The 26265-nt window shown below is 46.6% G+C and carries 15 protein-coding genes and 1 pseudogene; 10 read left to right on the forward strand and 6 right to left on the reverse strand.

Going from position 1 to position 26265, the window contains the following annotated elements; genetic code table 11:
• Positions 1–48 precede the first annotated feature (48 nt).
• Genes aepY through E0L21_RS10690 form a run of 4 tightly spaced genes read left to right on the forward strand, consistent with a single transcriptional unit; the run spans position 49 to position 14164 of the window.
• Positions 49–1197: a phosphonopyruvate decarboxylase gene (gene aepY, locus E0L21_RS10675; protein ID WP_131409270.1), complete on the forward strand. Its 1149-nt coding sequence runs from the start codon at positions 49–51 to the stop codon at positions 1195–1197.
• Positions 1198–1210: 13 nt separating this feature from the next.
• Positions 1211–6634, forward strand: a complete 5424-nt coding sequence (locus E0L21_RS10680; RefSeq protein WP_131409273.1) for a type I polyketide synthase — start codon at positions 1211–1213, stop codon at positions 6632–6634.
• A 3-nt stretch (positions 6635–6637) separates the two neighbouring features.
• Positions 6638–11122 (forward strand): non-ribosomal peptide synthetase, encoded by a 4485-nt coding sequence (locus E0L21_RS10685; RefSeq protein WP_131409276.1) that lies wholly within the window; start codon positions 6638–6640, stop codon positions 11120–11122.
• A 15-nt stretch (positions 11123–11137) separates the two neighbouring features.
• Positions 11138–14164 (forward strand): non-ribosomal peptide synthetase, encoded by a 3027-nt coding sequence (locus E0L21_RS10690; protein ID WP_131409278.1) that lies wholly within the window; start codon positions 11138–11140, stop codon positions 14162–14164.
• Between the two features lie 132 nt (positions 14165–14296).
• Here the strand turns inward: E0L21_RS10690 and E0L21_RS10695 are convergent, their stop codons facing one another.
• Entirely contained in the window at positions 14297–14761 is a 465-nt protein-coding gene (locus E0L21_RS10695; protein WP_235855225.1) for a GNAT family N-acetyltransferase, read from the reverse strand.
• 159 nt (positions 14762–14920) lie between these two features.
• Here E0L21_RS10695 and E0L21_RS10700 point away from each other — a divergent pair, with 159 nt between their 5' ends.
• The 4 genes and pseudogenes from E0L21_RS10700 to E0L21_RS10715 form a co-directional block, all read left to right on the forward strand.
• Positions 14921–16432 carry a nucleotidyltransferase family protein gene (locus E0L21_RS10700; RefSeq protein ID WP_131409281.1) on the forward strand — a complete coding sequence of 504 codons (1512 nt, stop codon included), beginning with the start codon at positions 14921–14923 and terminating at the stop codon, positions 16430–16432.
• 12 nt (positions 16433–16444) lie between these two features.
• Entirely contained in the window at positions 16445–17296 is an 852-nt protein-coding gene (locus E0L21_RS10705) for an aldo/keto reductase (protein ID WP_131409283.1), read from the forward strand.
• Between the two features lie 331 nt (positions 17297–17627).
• Positions 17628–17765: a hypothetical protein gene (locus E0L21_RS10710; protein ID WP_235855226.1), complete on the forward strand. Its 138-nt coding sequence runs from the start codon at positions 17628–17630 to the stop codon at positions 17763–17765.
• Positions 17766–17808: 43 nt separating this feature from the next.
• Positions 17809–18531, forward strand: a pseudogene (locus E0L21_RS10715) (IS3 family transposase); the annotation flags it as partial.
• A gap of 83 nt (positions 18532–18614) precedes the next feature.
• On the opposite strand, the gene E0L21_RS10720 reads toward E0L21_RS10715, so the two are convergent.
• The 3 genes from E0L21_RS10720 to pth form a co-directional block, all read right to left on the reverse strand.
• On the reverse strand, positions 18615–19790 hold the full coding sequence (locus E0L21_RS10720) for a tyrosine-type recombinase/integrase (RefSeq protein WP_131409288.1): 1176 nt from the start codon (positions 19788–19790) through the stop codon (positions 18615–18617).
• Positions 19791–20004: 214 nt separating this feature from the next.
• Entirely contained in the window at positions 20005–21096 is a 1092-nt protein-coding gene (gene ychF, locus E0L21_RS10725) for a redox-regulated ATPase YchF (protein WP_131409290.1), read from the reverse strand.
• A gap of 126 nt (positions 21097–21222) precedes the next feature.
• Entirely contained in the window at positions 21223–21807 is a 585-nt protein-coding gene (gene pth, locus E0L21_RS10730; protein ID WP_086868600.1) for an aminoacyl-tRNA hydrolase, read from the reverse strand.
• A gap of 271 nt (positions 21808–22078) precedes the next feature.
• On the opposite strand from pth, the gene ychH reads away from it, so the two are divergent.
• Both ychH and E0L21_RS10740 read left to right on the forward strand, forming a co-directional pair.
• Positions 22079–22354, forward strand: a complete 276-nt coding sequence (gene ychH / locus E0L21_RS10735) for a stress-induced protein YchH (protein WP_131409293.1) — start codon at positions 22079–22081, stop codon at positions 22352–22354.
• A gap of 112 nt (positions 22355–22466) precedes the next feature.
• Complete coding sequence (locus tag E0L21_RS10740) at positions 22467–23501, forward strand: MerR family transcriptional regulator (RefSeq protein ID WP_131409296.1); 1035 nt, start codon at positions 22467–22469, stop codon at positions 23499–23501.
• Here E0L21_RS10740 and dauA read toward each other — a convergent pair whose 3' ends face one another.
• The gene (dauA, locus tag E0L21_RS10745) at positions 23502–25181 is read right to left on the reverse strand and encodes a C4-dicarboxylic acid transporter DauA (protein ID WP_131409298.1); all 1680 of its coding nucleotides are present in this window, start codon (positions 25179–25181) and stop codon (positions 23502–23504) included.
• 108 nt (positions 25182–25289) lie between these two features.
• Positions 25290–26237 (reverse strand): ribose-phosphate diphosphokinase, encoded by a 948-nt coding sequence (prs, locus tag E0L21_RS10750; protein ID WP_017457137.1) that lies wholly within the window; start codon positions 26235–26237, stop codon positions 25290–25292.
• Between the last annotated feature and the right edge of the window lie 28 nt (positions 26238–26265).

Consider the following 26265-nt stretch of genomic DNA (forward strand, 5'->3'; position numbering starts at 1 on the left):
TTATAAATAATTACCCCATGCCATTTTTTTGATTCATGGAGTGATAACATGCTCAGTGCGAAAGATATTTATGATCGACTTGCTACTTTGGGACCCTTATTTATGACGGGGGTCCCATGCAGTTACTTAACGACCCTGATGAATGAAGCCATTTTGTCTGCTAATGGCAGGTATGTTGGTGCATCCAGTGAAGGCGAGGCTGTAGCTATTGGTACGGGAGCCCGGCTTGCAGGTAAAGTCCCCGTGGTTTTGATGCAAAATTCAGGCTTAGGCAATGCGGTAAACCCGCTTACCTCATTAAATAATCCGTTCCGTATACCTTGTTTACTGATTATTTCATGGCGGGGAGAGCCGGGTAAAAAAGACGAACCGCAGCATGCATTTATGGGCAGTATTACCAGACCATTGCTCGACTTACTCGCCATCCCTAACCGGGTGCTGAGCGGCGATGCTGAAAACTTGCAACAGGTGATTGATGCTGCGAAATATTATGTCATAGAGCAGGGGCAATCCTTCGCGATTATTGTACCCGATGGCGTCATCGAACCTGGAGATGTTGTCGTTAATCGCCAACCCCCTCCCTCGCTAATAAGCAAGCTCTCTGGCAATACCGATGCGCAGGCTATGTTACCGACACGAGCTGAAGTATTAGCGCTATTTCAGCAATGGTCACCAGGCGCTAACGCAGCAGTAATAATCAGTACCGGTAAGGGAGGCCGGGAACTTTATTCTCTTGACGATCGACCCGGGCAATTTTATCAAGTCGGGTCGATGGGATGCGCTTCAGGCATGGCATTAGGTGTGGCACTTAATACCGGGAAACAGGTCATCGTATTTGACGGAGATGGTGCACTTCTGATGAAACTGGGGTCACTTGCCACTATTGGGTCTTTGAATCCTAAAAATCTGCTGCATGTTGTTTTAGATAATGGTGTCCATGATTCAACAGGCGGGCAGCCAACTGCACCATTTGAATTCAGTCAGGCGGCTTCTGCTGCGGGTTATCGGTATTGCTATAAATGTGAAGATATTCTCAGTTTGCACAATGCACTGCATCTCACCGAAACGACAGGTGAGGGAAGCAGTTTTATTCATATGAAAATTGCCTCTGGTTCGCTGAGTCAGCTACCACGGCCGTCGATTTCACCCTCAGACGTTGCGCGGCGTTTCCGGGATTTTATTTTTGCCAAAAATTAAATGAGGAAGATATATGCTGAATATGCAGGATAACGAAACCTCTGTTGCTATTGTGGGCGTATCAATTTGTTTGCCAAATTGTTCCGATATCGATGAGTATTGGCACAATATATTACAAGGCGGAAATCTTATTAGTTCAACAACAGAGAATAAGAAGATCATCGATTCCAATGGCGCTTTTGATGTTGAGTCCCAGGGAGAAATTCCTGGAAAAGACCAATTTGACCATGTTTTTTTTGGCATCTCACCGCGAGAAGCGGTAAATATGGATCCGCAGCGTCGTTTACTTATTCAGCATGTATGGGCGGCGTTAGAAAAAGCGGGCTATGCGGCAATGGACATGGGCAACACGATAGGTCTGTTTACCTCTGTATCTCGTAATCGCTATCAGGATTGGGTTACGGCTCAATCAGATTCTGATGAGGCCATTCTTGACCTTGAAAACCAAATCGGTATCGCCGCCGAATTTACAGCTACGCAAATAGCTTATTTACTCAATTTACATGGACCGGCCATTAATATTCAGACTGCATGCTCAAGTTCGCTGGTTGCCATTCATCAGGCATGTAACGCTTTAGAACGGGGTGATTGTGATATCGCGGTGATTGCTGCAGCATCCATTAAATTTCTTGACAGCGCAAGATACAAATATCATCCGCACGGAATATTTTCGCCAACCGGAGTATGCCGTCCGCTGGATGCCGATGCCGATGGTACAGTACCTGGTGATGGTGTCATAGCCATGATATTGAGAAAACTCACAGATGCCCAAGCACAACGCGATAATATTATAGCAGTGATCAAAGGTTCTGCTATAAATAATGATGGCGCAGAGAAAGTTGGCTTTACAGCGCCGGGTATTAATGGCCAGGCTGCGGTTATTAAATCAGCTTTACGCAATTCGGCATGCCAGCCAGAGTCAATAGGTTTTGTTGAATTACATGGTACAGGGACGCAGGTTGGTGACCCGATTGAATTAAAGGCTCTGGAGCAAGGCTTCGGTGAATCAAACGCTTATCCCTATGTTGGTTCTGCAAAAGGGAGTATCGGTCATCTTGATGTAGCTTCAGGCCTGTTTGGCCTGCTAAACGCGGCATTAGCGGTGAGAGATGGCGTTATTCCACCATTAGCAAATCTGCGTCAACGTGCACAATATTCCGGAAAGATAAACACGTTCAGAACAACTGCAACTGCCATCCCCTGGCCCGCAGCTCAATATCCTCGCAGGGCCGGTGTTAGTTCATTTGGTATTGGCGGAACAAATGCTCATGTGATTATTGAAGCGCCACCGCCAGGCGCACAAAATATAGAATCGCGGACATTGCAGAACGAATATCCATGGATTATCCCAATCTCCGCTAAAACAGATACTGCGTTTGAGCAGCAGCGCGATATGCTATTAAAAAAAATACCCGCAGACCTCTCTGTAGCAGGGCTTTCGGACATCAGCTATACCCTCCAGCAGGGACGAGTCCATTTCCCTGTTCGCGCCGCGGCGGTTATTACAAACAAGTCAGAAGCCGTGTCAGCTATCGCCTCTTTGTCTCCACACCGGAGCAATAAGACAAAAGTGCGCAAGCGTATCGCTTTTTTATTTCAGGGACAGGGACGTTTACCTCGCGGATTTGCAGCGGAAATCTATGCACAAGAACCGGAATTTGCACAGGCACTGGAACAATGTCTTGCCTTGATCAGCGATCAATCAAAACGTGAAAAATTACGGCGGTTACTCACCGAACCTGCAATGTTAGAAGAGGACAACGACACTGCGGCATTAAAAGAAACGGAATGGCAACAGCCAGCCTTAGTCATGTATCAGTATGCGCTAGCCCAGTATCTTAAACGACTTGGTATCGTCCCTGATGTAGTGATTGGCCACAGCGTCGGTGAGTATAGCGCGGCTGCAATGGCAGGCGTTTTTAATGCCAGCGACCTGATGACATTAATTCTTCGCCGGGGCGAATTAATGCAATCCATGCCCCAGGGTGCGATGCTGGCTGCACGGATAAATTCCGCCGATATCACTGTACCCGCAGGGATATCAATAGCCGCTGTAAATGGCGATTATCAGACCATTTTCTCGGGGAGCCCGGAAGCTGTGGATACCCTGTTTACTGATTTAACCGGGCAAGGTGTGAAAACCCGCAAATTGGATGCTAATCGGGCTTTCCATTCTGATGATATTGAGTTGATTGCTACCGACTTTAAAAAGGTCTTGTCCTCGATAGCGTTTAGTTCACCGAAGATTAGAATGTATTCGAATTTAACTGGTTCGGTGACAGAAAAGGATGAACTTTGTAATCCTGATTATTGGTTCGAACATGCTCGCCAGCCAGTGCAGTTTAATACTATCAGTCAACATCTTGATTCTGAGGATATTGATCTCTTTATAGAACTCGGCGTTGGTGGGGTTTTGACCCATATTCTGGCAGAGGAATACCCGCGCTTAGCTGAACGCGCAATTGTTGTTGCTCGTGAGTCTGAATCCTGTCTTGTCGCATTCTACCAGGCCATCGCTGCCGCCTGGGAGATGGGAACCCCGATCAACTGGAAGTCACTCGGTTGCGCACAAATTGGCCGTAAAATATCTCTTCCAACCTATCCTTTTGCAGATTCCCGGCATTGGCTTTCCAGGGTTGCGAGTACTGTTGGTAAAAGCAATTCACTGCCGTATGTTCAATTATATGAACCTGTATGGCGTTACAATTATGAAATAAATCAGCATACGGTTAATAACTTGGCTGAGAACATCCTGATAATAAGTGAATCGGAAGCGTGGCGAAGTACAATAGATATGCTTGAGTTTCAGCTCAGAGAACATAATGCCGGGACTTACAGCATTAATATCAACGATGAAGTTGCGCTAGAGTCCGGGCTCATGCGGCTCAGGGCATCAGGGCAACTCCCGGGCCAGGTTATTCTTCTTGAGAAACCTTATTGCCACGAAGCTGCGGGAAATAAATGCCACATAGATACCACCATGCCACTTCTTTTGCATTTTACCCAACTATGGCAGGCAATAACAAACGGGCGTTCTGTAAATGTTGTTATTGTCGCATATGAAAAAAAAGAGATATCGAACTCAAATCGTGAAAATATTCCGACACTGAACTCTGTAATAACCCGGGTTATCAGCCAGGAACAGAGTGGACTGACTGTTGGAAATGTCTATATAAATAGTCTGCAGCCCGCAGAGATAATTTGCGATCTTATTTTTAAAAAATTACAGTGCCCTAAAGATATACCATCAGCGATCCAGTTAATCGATGGCAGAACTTCTCAGACGTATGTTGAGAGACGTTGGGGTGAATTATCACTGCGCAAACGTCCTTTATTTTGTCATGGCGGGAAATATGTCATCATCGATGGACTTGAGGGGTATGGCTATATCGTTTCTCGCCATATTCTTGAGCAATACAAACCAGAAACACTTGTGATTATCGAGACGCTTCAGGGAACGCTAACTCCTGATAATGCGCAGAAACGGCAGGCCAGAATTACGCAACTAGAAAAGCTGTCCCCAGGCAGGATAGTCGTTGAGTCGAGCGATCGCAGCGAAAACATAGCAGAATACTTTGATAAGATTGATGTACTCGTGCATGCTGGTCGGTATTATGAAGAGCCATCAAGGTTAATCGATAAGATTAATTTACGCTACTGGGATCAGCACCATGCTACAAAATCAGGGGTTCTGCATAAAATATTATCTCTGACCACAGCGGGTAATCTGGGAAATTTAATTTTATTTTCATCGCTTTCAACTGTATTAGGCGGTGTGGGTACCGGTGCATATGCAGCGGCTAACGCGATGATGGACGATGCGGTGACTGCTGCGCAAACAAAAGTAACTGGCGACATCGTTAGTCTGGCGTGGGATGCCTGGGAACTGACGTCGATTCCCCATTCTCCCCTTGCAGATGAATTAAAACATTACGCTATCCCTGAACACGAGGCTATTAAGATTCTGGAATATGTATCCAGATATCAATGTCCACAAAAAATTATTATCGCAAACCAGTTAGAACAAAGATTAAAAACATGGGAAGAGAGTGCCAGTGGCTCAACTAAAATATCAACTAGCTGCCATCCGGATGATCTTAAATCTTCTCTGGCAAAAATTTGGGTTGAGATGTTAGGCGTTAATGCGGTTGCCGATGAGGATGATTTCTTTGAGTCTGGAGGACATTCTCTGCTGGCAGTCAAACTGCTTGGTCATGTGCGCAAACTCACCGGCAAAGAAATCGCGATAAGGCTGCTGTTTGATAACTCAACATTTTCGCAATTTTATCTTGCAGTCAGCCAAAGCGCTGAGAGGGTACTGCAGGATAATACTCATGATCAATGCGCGATATTAGCTACGGAATGTAAAATATCGGTCACTCCTTCACTTAAAGCATCTGATGACAAAGTCAGGCACTCCAGGCCAGCGTTAAGTTTATGTTTTTTTTCGACGGAACTAACGCCTGCGACAAATAATTACGAACAAATTATTAAATCAGCTAAAATAGCCGACGAGCTCGGTTTCGAGGCGATATGGTTACCTGAACGTCATTTCCATAAGTTCGGCGGTGCATTCCCTAACCCTGCGCTTTTAGGTGCGGCAATTATTGCGCAAACGCAGCGGATTCATATAAGGGCTGGAAGCGTAATCGCGCCAATCCGGCCTGCTCTGGCCATCGCAGAAGAGTGGTCAATGCTGGATAATCTTTCTGCAGGACGCGTTGGGTTGGGACTGGCATCGGGCTGGAATCCTGATGATTTTTATGCGGTTCCCGAAAATTATGCGCTGCGCAGATCATTATTGAATACACGGCTGGAAGAAATTAGAGCACATTGGCGCAATGGCTTATTAGATCCATCGGCTGGCAGCGAAAAACGGATACTTCACCCTACACCTTTCTCCTCTGAACTGCCCGTGTGGTTAACTGCTGCAACAAACCCGGAAACATTTCAAAATGCGGGTCAACTTGGCACTAATTTACTCACACATTTAATTGGACATGATCTCGATGAACTACGCGGAAAAATTAAGTTATATCGTGAGTCTTATCGCAAGGCATTAAACTCAAGTGGGAAAGGAAAAGTCACGGTACTTTTACATGCCTATGTAGATGATCAAGGAAGTGCGGCAGATACTGCCAAAGATGCTTTTGTCGACTATTTGCTGCATTTTATGATGCTAACATCAAATCTGAACCAGGATGCGGCAAAACTGACAACGGCTGACTCGCTGGCTCTCGCCGAACATGGTTATAAACGGTATCTTTCCGGGCATAGTTTAATCGGTACCACTGAACACTGTAACAACACCTTATTAGCATTGAATGACCTGGATGTCGATGAAGTTGCTTGTCTGGTCGACTTTGGACTCCCCGCTCAGCGAGTGGAAGAGAGCTTGTATCGTCTCGCCAGCCTGCTCCATGCTGCTAAGGTTTAAATTATGATGAACGAAAATAACCAGTTTGTGAAATTGCCGAAATCCGCGATGGAAGGTCAATTTTCTGAAGCATCATACGCGCAAAAACGGCTTTGGTTTTTAAATCGCATGGATGAAAAAGGGGTTGAATACAATATTAACTATACGTACCAGATTACCGGCGGTCTCGATATCGAGCGTTTGCAAGGCGCTATTAACAAAGTAATCCAGACCAATGAGTCGCTTCGCTCAAAATTTTTTGAACGAGATGGTATAGTTTATCAGCAGGTACTTCCAGCGCGGCCTGTCCGGGTCTTTCGCCTAAAAACCAGCGTTGATGTTAACGATAATCGTGATGGCGCGCAGACTATTTTCAGCACAATTAATGAACTTTCGCGTAAGCCATACAACCTTGAGCATGATGAGTTGATACGTGTTTATTGGCTTGCGCATAATAATACGCATGGGTTTCTTTTTATCTCAATGCATCATATTATTTCTGATTTTACGTCATGGAAAACTTTTCATCTTCAGGTTAAAGAATTATATTCTAACTCAGCGCCAGGTTTGCCCATTACGCAGAGAGAAAACACAGAAAATTACACCAGATACTCAGCACAGCAACGCGACTGGATGAATGAAGCAGAGACACAAATTTTGTTACAGCGCTATGCAGATTATCTGTCGAATATGCAAAGCCAACTCACCCTACCTAAAGTAAAATCGCCACCTCAGGAGAGGAGTACGGCGGGTGCGTTAACCCGCGTAATCATTGATGATGACATTGTCCAAAAAGCACTGAAAGTGAGTAAGCAACATAAGATATCGCCGTTTATGCTCTATCTCAGTGTTTTTACTCTGCTGCTGAAACACTACTGTGTCCAGGATGATATCGCAATTGCAACGATGCCGGCAGGGCGATTTTCACCGGAATATCAGTCGACAATTGGACTGTTCGTTAACACTTCTATTATTCGCACGGTTATTGATGGCACAAAATCATTTAGTCAATTACTAAAAGATGTCAGGGAGAATACCCTGACATCTTTTGAGTTTAGCAATATACCCTACGATGCGATTGTTAAAAAGATTAATCCCGAGCGCTCACTGTTGCATAATCCATTGGTACAGGTTGCGTTTGTCTTGCATCATAGCGATGATGTTGCATTTGAGTTACCCGGGGTTAATGTAGAATCCATCGTTACGGATAATAATACAGCCAAGTTTGATCTAACACTCTGTGTTTTTTGTGGCAAAGAAACCACTGCTGTTTTGGAATATAGCACCGATCTTTTTGATCATGATTTTTCTCAACAGTTACTATGTGATTTTTTACAATTAGTTGAGTTTGCCCTGGCTGCACCTTCGGATACTATTACGACACTGTTAAATAAATTGAATTCGGTAAGGCAAATGACATCTGTCCTTGAGAGGGCTGCATCCAGACATAAATTTATCCCGGTGCACGAAATGGTTCTGGCGCAGGCTAGCCGGACGCCGGATCATCCTGCATTAATCGCAGAAAATGAGACTATCAGTTATGCGAACCTGGAGACGCTCATATTTACTGTTGCCAATAAGCTTATCAGCTATGATTTAGATTCTGGTGCAAGAATTGGTATATTACTCAAACGCTCAATGTGGCTACCTGTTGCTATCTTAGGCGTATTACATTCTGGCTATGTTTTTGTCCCCTTAGATCCTGATGCTCCTGCAGAGCGATTGCGCGATATTGTCGATGATGCCTGTATCGATATTATTATTACTGAACAGGAACTACGGAGTCGTGTGACGAGTCTTACAGCCAGGATACTTGAAGTTGCGAATATTACGCCAACGTCGCTCGCTCATCCCGCAGCGATAATTCATCCTGAGCAGGGGGCTTATATTCTTTATACTTCAGGTTCTACCGGCAAACCTAAAGGCGTGCTGGTACCTCACCGTGGTATTGCGAATCGTGTTTCATGGGCCTGCGAAGCTTTAAAGCTTAACACTGGCGAGCGCGTGTTATATAAAACACCTGCCACATTTGATGTTTCTGTCGGTGAATTATTTTGGCCTCTGGTTGCAGGTGCATCGCTGGTTATACTCCCCGATGGCGAACATAAAGACCCAGCTTGTATTGTAAAAGCAATCAGGCAATATGAGGTTACGGCATGTGAAATGGTACCCACCATGTTGCAGTTGTTGCTTGAGCATCCCGATATCGCGTCCTGTACATCCCTTAGATTTGTGTTGTGTAATGGAGAAGTGTTACCGCATTATGTGATCAGTAAATATAATAATATATTGCGCGGAGATTTATATAATCTTTATGGGCCAACTGAAGCGTCGGTCAATGTTTCATGGTGGAATGCTACGCGTGGATATACTAATGATCGCGTTTCTATAGGTCGAGCTATCGATGGGGTGAATTTATATATCCTGGACAAGGATCTCACACATTGTCCACCCTTCACCTCCGGTGATTTATATATTAGTGGTGTCTGCCTTGCCCTCGGCTATCTTAATCGTCCGCGTGAGACCGCCGAGAAATTTATCCCGGACCCTTTCCAACCCGCTGTTCCGGGCACGAGAATGTACAAAACGGGAGATATAGCAAGGGTTGCGGCAGATGGCTTAATAGAATTTGTTGGTCGAAATGATAGCCAGGTAAAAATACGTGGGTACCGAATCGAACTGGGTGAAGTTGAGCATTATTTATTAAGCCACCCAGATATACATTTGGCCCGCGTAACCACTTATACAAATAATGATGGGATAGTCTCGTTGGCGGGCTATTATGTTTCGCATAATAATACGCCTGAACAGCAAGTGCGGGATTATCTTACCGATCGCTGTCCATCATACCTTATCCCGGGAAAGTTAGTACGAACTGAAACTCTGCCTGTCACGATTAGCGGCAAGCTGGATGTAAAGGCTTTCCCGGAAATAATTGAGACGGGTACAGCGGATGATGCTAATGCAGATGATGCAACTATTTCAAAGTTGAGATTCATTTGGTCTACACTTCTTGAGTCTGGCTGTTATATCACCCTTGACACGAATTTCTTCTCCTCTGGCGGGCACTCACTGCTTGCTATCCGTTTATTGGCGAAAATATATGCGGAGTGGGGCGTTGAAATTAGCGTTAAAGAGTTTTTTACCTCTCCAACCATAAGATATATATCTGGCTTAATTGATCGGCGCAACTCTCTTGCGAGGATATCCAATCAACGAGAAGAATTCGTATTGAGTGCGGTTACTGAAGCAATGATGCCCCCCGTGCAGCATGCAATATGGCTAACACAGCTTATTGAACCTGAATCTATAGCATACAATGTTGCTATTAAATTTACTTTCTCTTCGCACATTAATATTGATTCAGTACGCGACGCCTGCGTCAAAGTGATTAGCAATCATGATGTATTTCATTCAAATTTTGTGCTTGACGATCTGGGACCACGGCAAAAAATACATGCCGTTGGGCAAGTTAAATTCCATGCACTTAGTGGTGATTTTGCTGAAATTGTTGCGTTTTCTGCACAACCTTTCTGCTGTCCAGAAGAAGAGTTATACCGCATTGCACTCTTCCGTATTGATAATGGACCGGTGGTGGCTTTATGGATTGTACACCATGCAATATTTGACAACGAATCTTCGATTATTTTAAGAAATGAATTGCAGAGTGCGTTATCGTCATCGTGTGCGCAGCCTGCTCAGCGCGCCAGATATATCGATTATAGTCAATGGAGAACAGTATCGCAAAGCGTGAAATTGGCGGAAATAAAAAGTTTGAGTGCATGGAAGAGATTTTTTTTAGAAGTGAAATCCGTTACCCCTGAATTAGCAATACGCACAAACACGGATACTTCAACCAACACATTTGATGGTGCAAGATATGCAATAAATATGCCTGACATTCTGGCGAAAAACGTTTTTTCTTATGCTGAGAAAATTGAGGTAACTGCATTTTCCGTACTGCTTGCTGCATGTGCAAGAATATTTAAAAGTCAAATCAGTACTGCTGAAAGGCATTATTTAAGGCTTGGCACAATTGTTTCTGATCGCAGGAATTCTCTTTTTGAGAATACAATTGGCTGCTTTTCAAACTACTTGCCGCTAATGGTCTCCATGGCCAACAATGATTCTTTTGAACAGACAGTTCATCACGCTAATGCCGCCATAGGCTTTACACTTGATAATCAAGATGTATTACAAGATGAGTTTTACAAATTCATTGCTGATCCGGCTGATAAAAGAGCATCGCATCCATTTTCAGGCGTTGTGATAAACTTCAGAACGTCGCGTAAGGAAGATGTCGCATCTGACGACATTGCTCACGATGTTTTTTATCTCGACACGGCAAAATTTGACGCTGAGTTTGTTTTTAATGCTATATCTGCAGAGCGAATATATGCCTGCATTGAATTTAATACATCGAAGTATTCGACGTCAACAATAGCTAAATTAGCCGATTCTTTTCTATTTGAACTTAATACTGCAATCGAATCGATAGTTGCAAAATGAAGAAAAGGAGGATCTATGGAATTATGCAAACTTTTTCGTACTCGTGCCCGGCAATATTCTGATCATGTCGCCGTTAGTGACTTATCATCCAGTCTGACTTACGCACAGCTGGATCATTGTTCCGATGTGCTCGCAAAGCAGTTGATTCAATACGGAGGGGAACAAAAGTTGATTGCTCTGTGTATGGAAGCGAGTGTCGAGCTCATTATTGGTATGTTAGCAATACTTAAAACGGGTGCAGCATACCTGCCGATAGATTCCCGCACTCCCGTTGAACGCGCAAAGAAGGTGATCGCCTCAGCGAAAACGACGTTACTGCTTACTGCTGGCTCGCCGCCATTACTTGCGTCAGAACTGGCAATAGAGAAAATATCAATTCAACTCCCATCTTTATTGTCTACACCCGCGGTCGAACGTGAAAATCTACCATCAGATAGTGGGCCCGGACTATGCTATGTTATCTATACATCTGGAACCACCGGTGGCCCAAAAGGTGTAATGGTTAGCCATGCCAATGTCGAATCTCTACTCAACGGCGTTGATTACTATTTCTCGCTTACCGCTACTGATATCTGCCCTTTGTTTCATTCTTATGCTTTTGACGTATCCGTCTGGGAGATCTGGAGCTGCTTTTCAGCAGGAGCGCGGCTGATAATTATTCCTCATGCGTTGACGAGGGCACCGCAAGAATTTATACAATATATTATCGCGAGCGGTATTACGGTTTTAAACCAAACACCTTCTGCGCTATCTTCTCTGCTTTTTGTTCTTCAGACCGGGCAGTCATTGGCACACTCTTCAGTGAGAGCGGTGTTGTGCGCCGGGGAGAAATTATCCGGCTCTCTCGCCCGAGAGTTCATTGCTGCGACTTCCGGTGCCATAAAGATCTACAATCTTTATGGCATTACGGAAACAACAGTACATAGTACTTTCAAAGATGTCATGGCAACGGATATTAATACGGCTTGCCGCAGTGTGGGCGTTCCGCTGCATAATACCGGGATAGTCATTCTCGATACTAATGGCGAACGACAGATAGAGGGGGAAGTTGGTGAAATTTGCATCTATGGTACTTCAGTATCGTTAGGATACCAGGACAATCCGCGCTTAACAGCAGAGAAGTTTGTCCCCTGGGTTGGCGGGCTGCGGTTGTACAAAAGCGGCGATCGCGGGCGCTTATTGCAAAATGGTGAAATAGAATATATAGGGCGGAGCGATAATCAAATCAAGCTCCGTGGCTATAGAATTGAACTGAGCGAAATAGAGACTGTGCTGGAGTTTAATCGACACGTTCAGCATGCATATGTTTTGCTGAATAAAAAGGATAATTCCGCTTACGACACAATATCCGCTTTTATCGTTCCTTCGCCGCAAAGTCATGTTAGCATTGATGACATTCGCCGGCATTGCAATGAGCATTTACCCCAATATATGGTTCCGGCAACCTTCACTTTTATTGAAAGGTTACCATTAACAGCCAACGGAAAAGTGGATAGACGTTTGTTATACGTTGCCGGAACAGACCAGCAGATTATTCCCGAATGGTTTTCTGAAACATGGCGGAAATTCACCAGCACTGCCTCTGTTAGCGTTAATTCAAATTTCTTTAATGACGGTGGAAACTCTTTGTTAGCGGTCCGGATGGCTTATGATTTGCAGGGGCAACTGGGGGTGAAAATAGCTGCGTCATTGATTTTTAAGCATCCGGTTTGCGGTGATTTACTCTCTGTTCTGAATTCTGCTGATGCAACAGTCATCGCCACCCGGCCTGACATGAAAATTTTTAATAAAACTGAATATATCACTTCTGAGGTACAGGCGCGGTTGTATCTGTTGCATAGTAAGAACCCTGGTTATGCGTCGCGAAATGTTTACCATGTGGTTGAATTAAAAGGTCATGTTCAGTATAAAAAATTGAATGAGGCGCTTCAGTTTGTTGTTAATAAACATGCATCTCTGCGTACTTCGTTCTTTGAACGAAATGGGAAAATCATGCAACAGGTTCGCAGTGATATCGCTATTGAGATGCTTAATCTCCGTGAACAGGATCTGCAAAGCCCCGTTGATGAATGGATAGCGGATTATACAAAAATTCCTTTTAACCTCGCTTTACCAGGGCTTTTGCGTAGTGCTTTAATAACCAGGGGAGAAGACAGCTTTATCTTTGTGTTAGTGATTAATCATATTATTTGCGACGGCGCTTCTTTTTCCGTTATATATGACGATCTGACACGTTACTATAATTTATCAATTAATATTTCCAGTGTCGACCGTCAACAGCAAATTCAATATATTGATTATCTAATATGGGATGAGTTTAATCTTGCCAACCGCAACTCACCAGCTTTGCTCGAGCAGGCGCTGGAAAAATTAAATAATTATAAAGGCATATGGCCAAAGCCGAATTCATTAACAGAAATCAATCCTTTTTTAGGCGCAGGAATTCCGGTTTCTTTTCCTGAGACGTTTACCCGTGTTTTAGAGAAAACAGCCATCAAAGAACACGTGACGTTGTTTTCGCTGATTATTGCTGCCATTGCTATGACTATTCACGTTGAGTTTTCCGTTGACGATTTAGTTATTACCATCCCGATGGAAAACCGTACGGCGGAATCATTGAATGTAGTCGGGTATATATCCGATACGCAGATATTACGCATTGCGATTGATCCTCTTTTAGGTACGCATAGTTTGACGAAAGCGGTTTCTTCCATGTTGCCGGAGCTTCTTTCGCAGGATATTGTTGCCTATGAAAGGATCAGTGAACAGTTGGATAAAATGCAGGCGTTTTCGTCGGTACGTCTTTCGGAGATTGGCGTCTCTTTACAGCGTGAACCTTTGGCGAATCTGCAATTATCCGGAATAACAGCACATCCACGATTTTTGCATAATGGATTGTCAAAAAGGCCGATCACTATTGACCTGTATATCCACAATGGTGCTTTATGGGGCGGTATATCTTATGATGCCAACATGTTTGATAAAGAGATAATGGAGAGAATCAACAGGCAATTTACTGCAATACTAAGCTCGTTCATTTGATATAATAAATTACAGTGATAATCGCCGTGTGCCGCAAGCCCACAAACTGCCTTACAGCAATTTGCGGGCTATGTTTCAGATTATTCGATATGTTATAATCGTGTATCTGCAGATAATATAATTCATGCAAGATTATAATGTAAATCTATACACATTGGTCGTGCGTTGCATAAATCCCATTTTTTGATAAAGTTCATTTGCCGCAAGTCGTTCAGGTCGGGATGTCAAATCAACGTAACGTGCTCCATTATTCTTCGCGTAAGCTATGGCTGCATGAATTAATTCGGCTGCAATGCCTTTACGCCTGAATTCCTGGCTAACGATGACATCTTCAATAATACATTTTTTTCCGGAGAGGAGCGTGACTGAGATTAAGGTCAGCATACCAGCGGGCCTTTCATCAGCACTGGCGACAAAAACTTGTATTGCATCTGAATGAAGAATCGTATTAATTGTTTCCGCTGTCAGGCATGGTGATTTAGCAGAAAGTTCGCTGAGTAAAGTGCTCAGTGAGATGGCTAAATCTTCATTTACGCAACTGACTTGCTTTACCTGGAGTGTCTGCATGATATGACCTTTATCAGTATGATAGTTCATTCAGTATACCATATTACAGTATACTCTCACTTTTTTATTCAGTGAGCTTACATCATACCGTCATAAACACATGAGATACTATTTTACGAGCCATGCGACATATGAAATATTTTCATTGTAGGCATCAACTAATTATTGCAATAGCTAACAGGATAAAGTATGCAATATTTAAAAGTGTTATCCAGCCTGGTTACTATGAAAAATCATCTGCAGCAGGATTATTCAAGTGAGCTTCTCTATCAAATCGTTAATGAGCACAGGATTGTTGGCTACATTCTGTTTCACGGCGACAACTTTCCTCTCGCGACAATTAAAGAAAGTGATCTTAGCTGGTTAAGAACTGCATATGATGAAGTGCAACATAATTTCTACCATATCATCGGCGCTTTGCAGTCCCTCAGTCAAAGTATGGCATCAGAAAATGTTGTGATGTTTTTATTAAAAGGGTTTTCATTATACCTTGCGAACCCGAAAGAAGAACGATTAAGATGGTGTCATGACGTTGATTTAATATCAACAAATTCTGAAAAATTAAAAAATAAACTTATTACTCTTTCATCTGCGCATACCCATGATGTCTCTCCACATGAATTACTTACTGCTATTGCATTTGATATCGAAATTGACTTACATCGCCATTATCCGGTTTGGAGTACCACGCCTGACGCAGGCGTAACAAAAAACGATGACAAATTATTGCGTATGCATCACCATGGTAAACTTGAAGTCTGCCGATTAATTGTCGATGATTTGTTGTTTTATGAACAAAAGATAGCCTATGTTAATAATCTCTCTATTCGGCTCCCTGATGCTGCGGCGGCGGCGATCATTCATTGTGCCCATTGCTATCGGAACGCTATTTCGCGCTCATCAGTTAGTATAAGACACTCTCCAGCCGTTAAAGTTGTTGAGTTACTGGAAATAAGAGAATATTTAACTGATGACAATTTTAATTTACAGCGCTTCACCCAACTTGTCTGGAAATTAAAAGCGGTAGAATCTATAAAATTTGTTGCACGTGTTATGCACAGTTTTTTGGCGGATTCCTCTCTGTTAAATATAATAGAAAAAATCGCCCCCGCTGCTAATAATAATCTTTCAAGGTTGATCTGTATTTGGGGAGGATTTTGGCAATATATAAGCTGGCAGCATAGTTATTATCTATACAGGCATATTAAAACTGAAATGTTGATTGAACCATTGCGTGGTGAAAATTTTTCAGTGAAAAGAAACGACGATTTTTTTATTGAAATAGATAGTGATGATGTTCGTCCGCTATGCCAACATCATGTTTTTATGTCTGATGGTAATATCCTACCGATAAAGTTTAATATTGTTTTTCAGGATTGCGAGGTTCATATATCAATTACAGCCGGCATTCTCACTCAATATGTAAATAAACGAATGTATGTTGATATTTTCGAACAATCGTTTGAGCATAACTGGAATATTTTAGAAAACAAAACAAAATGGAAGTGTTCGGATAAAAATAGCGTGCAAGAGGTGGTTTTTTGCACGCTTGATGACGGGTATCGCCTGGATTTGCGTTTTTCGTATGCCAGAGCATCTGGTGATGTGGTTTACCCCATTATTATTGCTGCAGGTGAATTTGAAGAAGAACATATAATGCATGCAGGTACGTTGATTCCGTTTAATTTAATTATTAAATGAGGCGCACAGACGATGGACTGTGATAACTTTCCGTTAGCAAAAGATCCTCAATATATTCCGCTAGCCCTCGGAACCTCCCGCTTGCAAGGCAAGCAGTGTATCGCGCTTATCGACCGCGCTATTAATACCGGTTATCGTATTATTGATACTGCGCGTTCATATAAAAATGAAACTGACATTGGTCTTGGTGTTTTATCGAGTGGTATTGAGCGTAACAGGATTTTTATTTCAACAAAAATCCATCTCACCGAAATGGAGTATCAATTTGCTCTCGGCGCTGTTGGTAAGAGTCTTACTGCTTTACATACTGATTATATTGATCTCGTTTTTATTCATTGGCCTTCTGTTAATATTCCACTGCGCGAAACCATTTCAGCTTTAGTGGAACTAAAGCAACAAAAAGTTATTCGGCATATCGGCGTATCTAATTTTCCTCTTGTATATCTAAGGTATGCTTTGAACAATTTTTCTGATATTTCATTTATACAGATTGAGCATCATCCTTTTTTTAAAGAAAAACAACTTTTTGACTATGCGGTAAATAATGGCCTAATGATTATGTCATATCGACCAACTGCGATGGGGCAGGCATCGTTACACAGCGATATCGTTAACATAGCAAGTAAAGTGAATGCAACCCCGCACCAGGTTATTTTGAAATGGCAAATGTCAAAGTTAAATAATATTCCGGTCTGTGGTATTACAAATAAAAAACATTTACAAGCTAATCTTGATGCCTACAGGCTCAGTTTGTCTAAAAGTGACCTTCAGGTCATTGATAATATAGATAATAAAGCCCGGACAATGGACAGGGACTATGCACCTGACTGGTATACACAGAGCTTACCCAAAGCCTGGGATTAGAAATTCGGGATTCTGACGCGCTTTCCAGATTATCCAGGCGGTAAAGGCGGGGTTATGCTGCGCCATTATGCCGTTCAGTAACCGGCTGAAAGGACTGGGCGGAGGTCTGGTGATGAAACCTTTTCCGATACCGGGCCTGATGCAAGCCCGGCGCAAATCATGCGCAACCAGCCGCCGCACGCTTCACTGGCCGGGAAATACTTTGACGAGATGCTGGAGATGTTAACCCCGTACCCCCTCGTGCTATGGCGAAACCAAAGCGCGGGGGCTGCGCGTCTACGGCTCCATTGTCGCTACGGGTCTTAACCATGGCGGAAAAAGCAACGGATTGATGGCACCTAATGCCCAGTCGCAAAGCAAGCTGATCCGCGACCTGTATCGTCGTCACGAGGTGGGTATCGAGCGGCTGGCCTATGTGAAGACTCACGGTACCGGCGCGCATTTGGGGGATCCTATTGAGATGCGCTGACTCACTCCGTGCGACGGGTATTAGTTCCGATTTATCCCGGCCACAAAGACTGTGGCTTGAAAGCGGTACGGTTTACGGCTATCGAAAAATCTGGCTCGATATGAAAGATCTGGGTGAATGCGTCGGACGTAACAGGATCGCGCGCCTGATGAGGCTCGCTGAACTAGCATCTCAGACTGGATACCGAAAACGACGCTATTACGGTGGCGGAAAGCCTTCTTTTGCCAGTCCAAATTACCTTGAACGCCAGTTCGTTGTCCTAACCCCAAATACGCATTGGGTGAGTGACATGACTTATATAAGGACGCATGAGGGTTGGCTGTATCTGGCTGTTGTTCTTGATCTCTTCTCACGCAGGGTTATCGGCTGGAGCATGGGCGGACGAATGACCGCTGAGTTAGTAATGGATGCATTATTGATGGCGGTATGGCGACGTAAACCAACGGCAGAAGTATTAATCCATTCAGATCAGGGCTCTCAATATACGAGCGAAAGATGTCAGCATTTTATGACAGCTCACAATTTAAAAAGCAGCATGAGTCGTCGGGGTAATTGCCATGACAACGCAGTGGCAGAAAGCTTTTTCCAGTTGCTAAAACGGGAACGCATAAAGAAACGGATCTATAAAAATAGGGAAGAAGCGAAGGCGGATATCTTCGATTATGTCGAGATGTTTTATAATGCTAAACGCCGCCATAGTGCCTGTGAGGATCAACCCCCTGCAGTTTATGAAAGTGCCTGGTTCATGAGGTACGGAACAGTCTAGGAAACTAGGGTCTATTCAAAGTGGACCTTGAGAGATGCTCGGCTTGGAGTTGTATCGTCGTGGTTCCTTAGGCTTAATAAGTTCTAATTGAATTCTGTCATCCACACGCCCAGTTTATCCGCCCATTCTTGCATCATAATTTCTCGTTCTTCAAGATAGATTGCATGATTATACGTTCGGCGCACATTATTGGTATCAGCGTGCGCAAGCTGAGCCTCAATTGCATCAGGACGATAGCCCATCTCGTTTAAACGCGTACTACCTGTGGTTCTGGTGGCATGTGGGCTATAAGTGCCACTCCAGCCGAGGCTTTTCAGTAGCTGGCGCAGTGAGTGCGATGTCATCGGGCCACGCGGGTTATCTCGCCCCGGGAAGATATGCTGTCGATGCCCGGTTAATCCCTGTAGTGTTCTGAGCATGTTGACCGCTTGTGAGGGAAGGGGAATAACGTGTTCTCTGCGGGCCTTCATTCGCGTTGCCGGAATTGTCCACAGTGCGTTATCGAGATCGAACTCTGCCCATTCCGCTTCGGTAACTTCGGCAGGCCGCGCCAGCGTCCACCACATTAGCCACATGCAATAGTTAACTTGGTATGAGCCACGACTGTTGTCAAAACAGCTTAATAGCTTCCCGATTTGCTGTGGGATCAAGGCCTGTTTGTGCTGCGTTTTATTTGCCGGAATGGCCTTACGCACCGGCCAGACAGGATCGCTATCAGCTCTGAGCGTCGCGACCGCCAGCTCAAAAACCGATGAAATAGTGCGTCGTGCTTCAGCGGCAACTGTCGGTGCGCCGCGCTTAGCCGTTTCCTGAAGAATTTTAAGAATGTGGTGCGGGGTGATTTCCCTGATAGGAAGTTTGCCGATGGTGGGGAAAACTACACGCTCAAGCATATCAAGGCGGCGCGTTTTGGTGATGTTGGCCCAGTCTTTCATCTGCAACCACTCTTTGGCGATAAGTTCAAAGGTGTTGGAGGCATCGTTGACCTTGCGTATTTTATCTAGCTGCCTAGCTTGTGCCGGGTTTACTCCCTCTGCTACTTGCTTACGTGCTTGCTCGCATTTCTCCCGCGCCTCGGCGAGCTTGACTGCTGGATACTCACCCAACGCAAACATGCTGGATTTGCCGTTGAGTTTAAACCGATAGCGCCATGCCTTTTTGCCGTTGGGTTTCACTTCGAGGTAGAGACCGTTGAAGTCATTGAGTCGATAGAGTTTTTCTTTCGGCTTGGCAGTGCGGCATTGCGTATCAGTGAGCATAGCGAGTCCTTGTCTATTTCTTATACCGCTATTGTACTCACCTAAAACGAAGATGGAAACTGATTGTACTCATGCTTGTACTCATTTTCAGCTGCGCTGTAGTGAGATTGCATGAGACGTCATGAAAAGAAAAATCCACGCAACTGCGTGGATTTTAGATGATTTGTCAGTCTTCATGGGAAGCATTGAGATCCCATGAGACAACAGAAATTACTTAGACGTTGAACAGGAAGTTCATCACATCGCCATCTTTCACGATGTACTCTTTGCCTTCTGCACGCATCTTGCCGGCTTCTTTCGCGCCTTGCTCGCCTTTGTAAGCGATGAAATCTTCATACGCGATGGTCTGCGCGCGAATAAAGCCTTTTTCGAAGTCAGTGTGGATTTTACCCGCTGCCTGCGGCGCGGTTGCGCCAACCGGGATGGTCCAGGCACGCACTTCTTTCACACCGGCGGTGAAATAAGTTTGCAGGTTCAGCAGGGAGTAACCGGCGCGGATCACGCGGTTCAGCCCCGGCTCTTGCAGACCCAGTTCGGCCATAAACTCGTCACGCTCTTCATCGTCAAGCTCGGCAATATCAGATTCAACCGCAGCACAAACCGGTACCACCACGGAACCTTCTTGCTCAGCGATAGCGCGAACCTGGTCGAGGTACGGGTTATTTTCGAAGCCGTCTTCGTTCACGTTAGCGATGTACATGGTCGGTTTCAGGGTCAGGAAGCTCAGGTAACGAATAGCTTCTTTCTCTTCTTTGCTCAGATCCAGTGCGCGCAGCATACCGGCGTTTTCCAGTTGCGGCAGGCATTTCTCCAGCGCGGCCAGCTCAACTTTCGCGTCTTTATCGCCGCCTTTCGCTTTTTTGGACACGCGGTGAATCGCGCGTTCGCAGGTATCCAGGTCTGAAAGCGCCAGTTCGGTGTTGATAACGTCGATATCTTCCGCCGGGTTCACTTTGCCCGCAACGTGGATGATATTGTCGTTCTCAAAGCAGCGCACAACGTGGCCGATCGCTTCTGTTTCGCGGATGTTGGTCAAAAACTGGTTGCCCAGACCTTCACCTTTGGACGCGCCTTTTACCAGGCCGGCGATGTCGACGAACTCCATGGTAGTCGGCAGAATGCGCTGCGGTTTCACGATTTCCGCAAGTTTATCCAGACGCGGATCGGGCATCGGTACGACACCGGTGTTCGGCTCAATAGTACAGAACGGGAAGTTCGCCGCTTCAATACCTGCTTTGGTGAGCGCATTGAACAGGGTGGATTTACCTACGTTGGGCAGGCCAACGATACCGCATTTGAATCCCATGATGTAATTACCTTAATATCTTGATAATCAACCTGTTGCGAAAAACAGATTGTAGAAAAGTGAATAACTTTGCCTATTATACACGTAACCGTTGTTACGCGCGGTAAAAATGCCGCCGCAACCCGCTTACTGCGCCTTAAAGGCGTGCAGGCGATTGGTGGCTTTGGTTAAACCTTCTTTCAGCCAAATCTCGGTACAACGCGCCGCTTCGTCTACCGCTTCGTCAATCAACTTTTGCTCGGAAACAGGTGGTTTGCCCAGCACAAAACCGACAACTTTGTTTTTATCACCCGGATGGCCAATTCCTACGCGTAAACGGTGAAAATTGGGGTTATTGCCCAGTTTACTGATGATGTCTTTCAGACCATTGTGGCCGCCGTGGCCGCCACCCAGCTTAAATTTCGCCACACCCGGCGGCAAATCAAGCTCATCGTGAGCGACAAGGATTTCGTCCGGGTTGATGCGGTAAAACGTTGCCATCGCCGCGACCGCTTTACCGCTCAGGTTCATAAACGTCGTGGGAACCAACAGGCGCACGTCTTCGCCGGCCAGATTGATGCGCGAGGTATAGCCGAAAAACTTCGGCTCATCGCGCAGCGGCGCGCGGGCGCGATCCGCCAGCAAGTCCACATACCAGGCGCCTGCGTTATGGCGCGTCGCGGCATATTCAGCGCCGGGGTTCGCCAGCCCGACAATCAGTTTAATCGTCACTTTTTATTCCTGACCAGGTCAATGTCCGGCGCGTAGTTTACGTTGTGCGGGGCGTGAAGACAAAATTCTCACAACGAAACGCGAGAAACGATAATGATTGCTCACATCAACCATTCGAATTTCAAGTAGTTCAGTGGGTTATTTGTAAATTTGTGTTAGTCAGAGATGTGTAATTGTGATCGTGCCCGCAACCGCTAAAAAGGTGGCTGTCTATACTTTATGCACAAGGATTGGGGTTATCCCATCCAACCCGTCGTTCCGGAGGTGACAGATGAAACGCAAAAACGCTTCGTTGCTCGGTAATGTGCTCATGGGGTTGGGGTTGGTCGTGATGGTTGTCGGCGTTGGTTATTCCATTTTAAACCAGTTGCCGCAACTTAACCTGCCGCAGTTTTTTGCCCATGGCGCTGTGCTGAGTATCTTCCTCGGAGCCGTTCTCTGGCTCGCAGGTGCCCGCGTGAGCGGTCATGAACAGGTGTGCGATAAATACTGGTGGGTGCGCCACTACGATAAGCGCTGCCGCCGGGACCGGCAACATCATGGATAAAAAATACGTTTCGATAACGGTTCCTGCGGGAGCCGTTTTTTTTGGCTTTTTTCTTGACCCTCACGTAACGTGAGGCTCGATAGTCCAGTCTGTGGGTGAGAAAGGAGCAGCTATGTTGATTCAGGTGGGAGAATTATCGCGACGTGCGGGGATCAGTGTGCGTACGTTGCACCACTATGAGCAAATTGGTCTGCTTTTGCCTTCCGCCCGAAGCGCCGCCGGATACCGGCTTTATGCGCTCGCCGATGTCAAACGCCTGCATATGATCCAGGCGCTGGCGAAAGCGGGCATGGAACTGGCGGCAATCGGGGATTATCTGGCGCGGGAAACGCGTCCGCTGGCGGAATTACTGGATGACCAAATCGCTCTGCTCGACAAGCAAATGCGCAATATTGTCACTCTGCGCGAACAGCTTGCGGCGTTGCGTGATGGTCTCGTCAGTGGCGTGGAGCCTGATCTGGAGTCCTGGCTACAGACCCTGGAGTTAATGAAAATGTACGATCGTTGGTTTAGCCCGCAAGAGTTACAAGAATTACCGTTTGCCGCGCGCGATGAGGCTCGCGAACAGTTCTGGGCGCAAATGGTGAGCGAAGTACAAACCCTTTTAGCGCAGAAGTGCCCGGTGGATGATCCCCGCGCGATAGATCTGGCAACCCGCTGGATGACGCGGCTGGAGCAGGATACCGCCAATAAACCGGAGTTTCTGACCCGCTTAAATGAGATGCACCGCGTGGAACCCCAAATGCGTGAGCAAACGGGCATTACGCAGGAAGCGGTCGATTTTATTACCCGCAGTTTTGCGGAAAGTAAGCTCGCTATCTGGCAGCGTTATTTGTCGCCGCAAGAGATGGCGTTTACCCGTGCGCACTACTTTGAGCGCATGATGGAGTGGCCACCGTTGGTGGCAAAACTGCATATCGCTCAACGTCAGTCGCTGGATCCCGAGTCTGACGAGGCTCAGGGGCTGGCCGCTAACTGGCTTGAACTGTTTCAGTCTTATGCCGGAACCGATCCACAGACGCAGCAAAAATTCCGCAGTGCGATGCAGCAGGAGCCGCATCTGATGAAGGGAACCTGGATGACGCCCGAGGTGCTGCAATGGCTACAACGGGCGATCGAGGTGATGATGCGCCGCTGCGCATCATAATTAGAGGTCGGCTAAGGCCGCGTCGCGGTTAGGGAAGAATGACAGGCGGCCAGGGATTGGCTGTATCCCGGCGCGTGCCAGCGTGCGCAGCGGCTGGAATTCAAGGTTGCTGACGCGCAGCTCAGTACCTTCTGGCAGACGGCTGACAAAGCGACGGAAAGCATCCAGCCCACCTGCGTCCAGCACTGGCACCGCATCCCATTTCAGCACCACAATGCGCTTCCCGGCGATACGGGTTTCCAGGTCGCTAAACACACTTTCTGCGGCAGCAAAGAACAGCGGGCCAATAACACGCAGCACCAGTACATCATCCGGCACGCTGACGTTCACTACGGCCAGGCGCGTCATCCGCGCGATACGGCGCATAAACAGCAGTGACGCGAGCACAATCCCTACGCTGATGGCGATCACCATATCGAACAGCACGGTCAGTGACATACAAATCAGCATCACCACGATGTCATCCACCGGGGCGCGGCGTAGCAGGTCAATCACTTTGTGCGCTTCACTCATGTTCCACGCCACCATCAATAGCAGCGCTGCCATGGCAGACAGCGGCAGCCACGAGAGCAGGGGAGCCAGCGCCAACAGTGCCATGATCACTAAGAGGGAGTGGATCACTGCCGAAATGGGTGACGTCGCACCGGCGCGGACGTTGGCCGCTGAACGCGCAATCGCTGCGGTCGCGGTGATCCCACCGAAGAACGGTGCGGCGATATTGCCCAGCCCCTGGCCAATCAGCTCGCTGTTGGCTTTATGTTTGGTACCGGTCATACCGTCCAGCACGACAGCGCACAGCAGCGATTCGATGGCACCGAGCATGGCCATAGAGAAGGCTGCAGGCAGCAATGCGCGCAGCGAATCCCAGCTCAGGGTAAATTCAGAACCGGGTAGATCCCACGGCAGCACCAGTTGTGGCAGAAGCTGCGGGATACCGTTACCCTGGGAACCATCCGCCAGTACATAATGAAATTGTGAGCCGATGGTCGCGACGTGACCGCCGAGCAGATTAACCACCAGCATCACCGCGCAGCCCGCCAGCAGTGCGGGCAGATGTCCCGGCACTCGTAAACGCAGGCGCGGCCACAGAACCAGTGTGGCGAGGGTGACAATACCAATCGCCGCATCACCGGGGTTGAGCGTGGGCAGCGCCATCACCAGCGCGCCGACTTTTTGCAAATAGTGTTCCGGCACATGCGGCATTTGCAGGCCAAGAAAATCTTTTATCTGCATGGTGGCGATGGTAATGCCGATCCCGGAGGTGAAACCAAGCGTCACCGAAAGCGGAATGTATTCAATCAGCCGACCAAACCGCGCCAGCCCGAAGAGAATCAAAAACACGCCTGACATCAGCGTCGCCACCAGCAGGCCCGACAGACCAAACTGCTGCGAAACTGGATACAGGATCACCACGAAGGCTGCCGTCGGGCCAGAAACGCTGTAGCGCGAACCACCGCTCAGGGCGATAACAATCCCGGCAACCGCCGACGTATAAAGCCCGTACTGCGGAGCCACACCGCTGCCGATCGCCAGCGCCATCGCCAAAGGGATAGCGATGATACCTACCGTTATGCCGGCAATCAGATCCCGGGTGAAACGGGCGGTGGTATATTTTTCTTTCCAGCACGCGTCGATCAGCGCGCGAAAAGGCATGACATGAGGTGAGAACAATCTGTTCACAATGGTCTGGCGTCCCCTGGAAATCATTCGATAACTAATTAATAAATCATACAAATAATATTTAAAGCTAAAAAAACCCGCCTGAGCGGGTTTTTTATACAGCAACGATTAATGCTCGAACATGGCAGAAATCGATTCTTCGTTGCTGATACGACGGATAGCTTCAGCCAGCATGCCAGACAGCGTCAGCGTACGTACGTTCGGTAGCGCTTTGATCTCATCGCTCAGCGGAATGGTGTCGCAGACAACCACTTCGTCGATCACAGAGTTGCGCAGGTTATTTACCGCATTACCGGAGAAAATCGGGTGAGTGGCATAGGCGAACACGCGTTTCGCACCACGTTCTTTCAGCGCTTCCGCTGCTTTGCACAGAGTACCGCCGGTATCGATCATATCGTCAACCAGAACGCAGTCACGGTTTGCCACGTCACCGATGATGTGCATCACCTGGGAGACGTTTGCGCGCGGACGGCGTTTATCAATGATCGCCATATCGGTGTCGTTCAGCAGCTTGGCAATCGCACGGGCGCGAACGACGCCGCCGATATCCGGAGAAACCACAATCGGGTTGTCCAGATTCAGTTGCAGCATATCTTCGAGCAGGATCGGGCTACCGAATACGTTATCTACCGGTACATCGAAGAAGCCCTGAATCTGTTCAGCATGCAGGTCAACGGTCAGTACGCGGTCAACGCCGACGCTTGAGAGGAAATCGGCAACCACTTTTGCGGTAATCGGTACACGGGCAGAGCGCACGCGGCGATCCTGACGGGCATAGCCAAAGTAAGGAATGACCGCGGTGATACGGCCTGCGGAAGCACGGCGCAGGGCATCAACCATCACAACCAATTCCATCAGGTTGTCGTTGGTAGGGGCACAAGTGGACTGGATGATGAAAATATCACCACCGCGTACATTTTCATTGATTTGTACGCTGACTTCGCCGTCGCTAAAGCGACCTACGGCGGCGTCGCCGAGAGAAGTGTACAGGCGGTTGGCAATACGTTGTGCTAGTTCCGGGGTAGCGTTACCAGCAAAAAGCTTCATATCAGGCACGAGAAGAACCTCAGGCATGCGTCCAGTG

Origin of the sequence: Kosakonia quasisacchari (assembly GCF_004331415.1) — a bacterium.
Taxonomy (GTDB): domain Bacteria; phylum Pseudomonadota; class Gammaproteobacteria; order Enterobacterales; family Enterobacteriaceae; genus Kosakonia; species Kosakonia quasisacchari.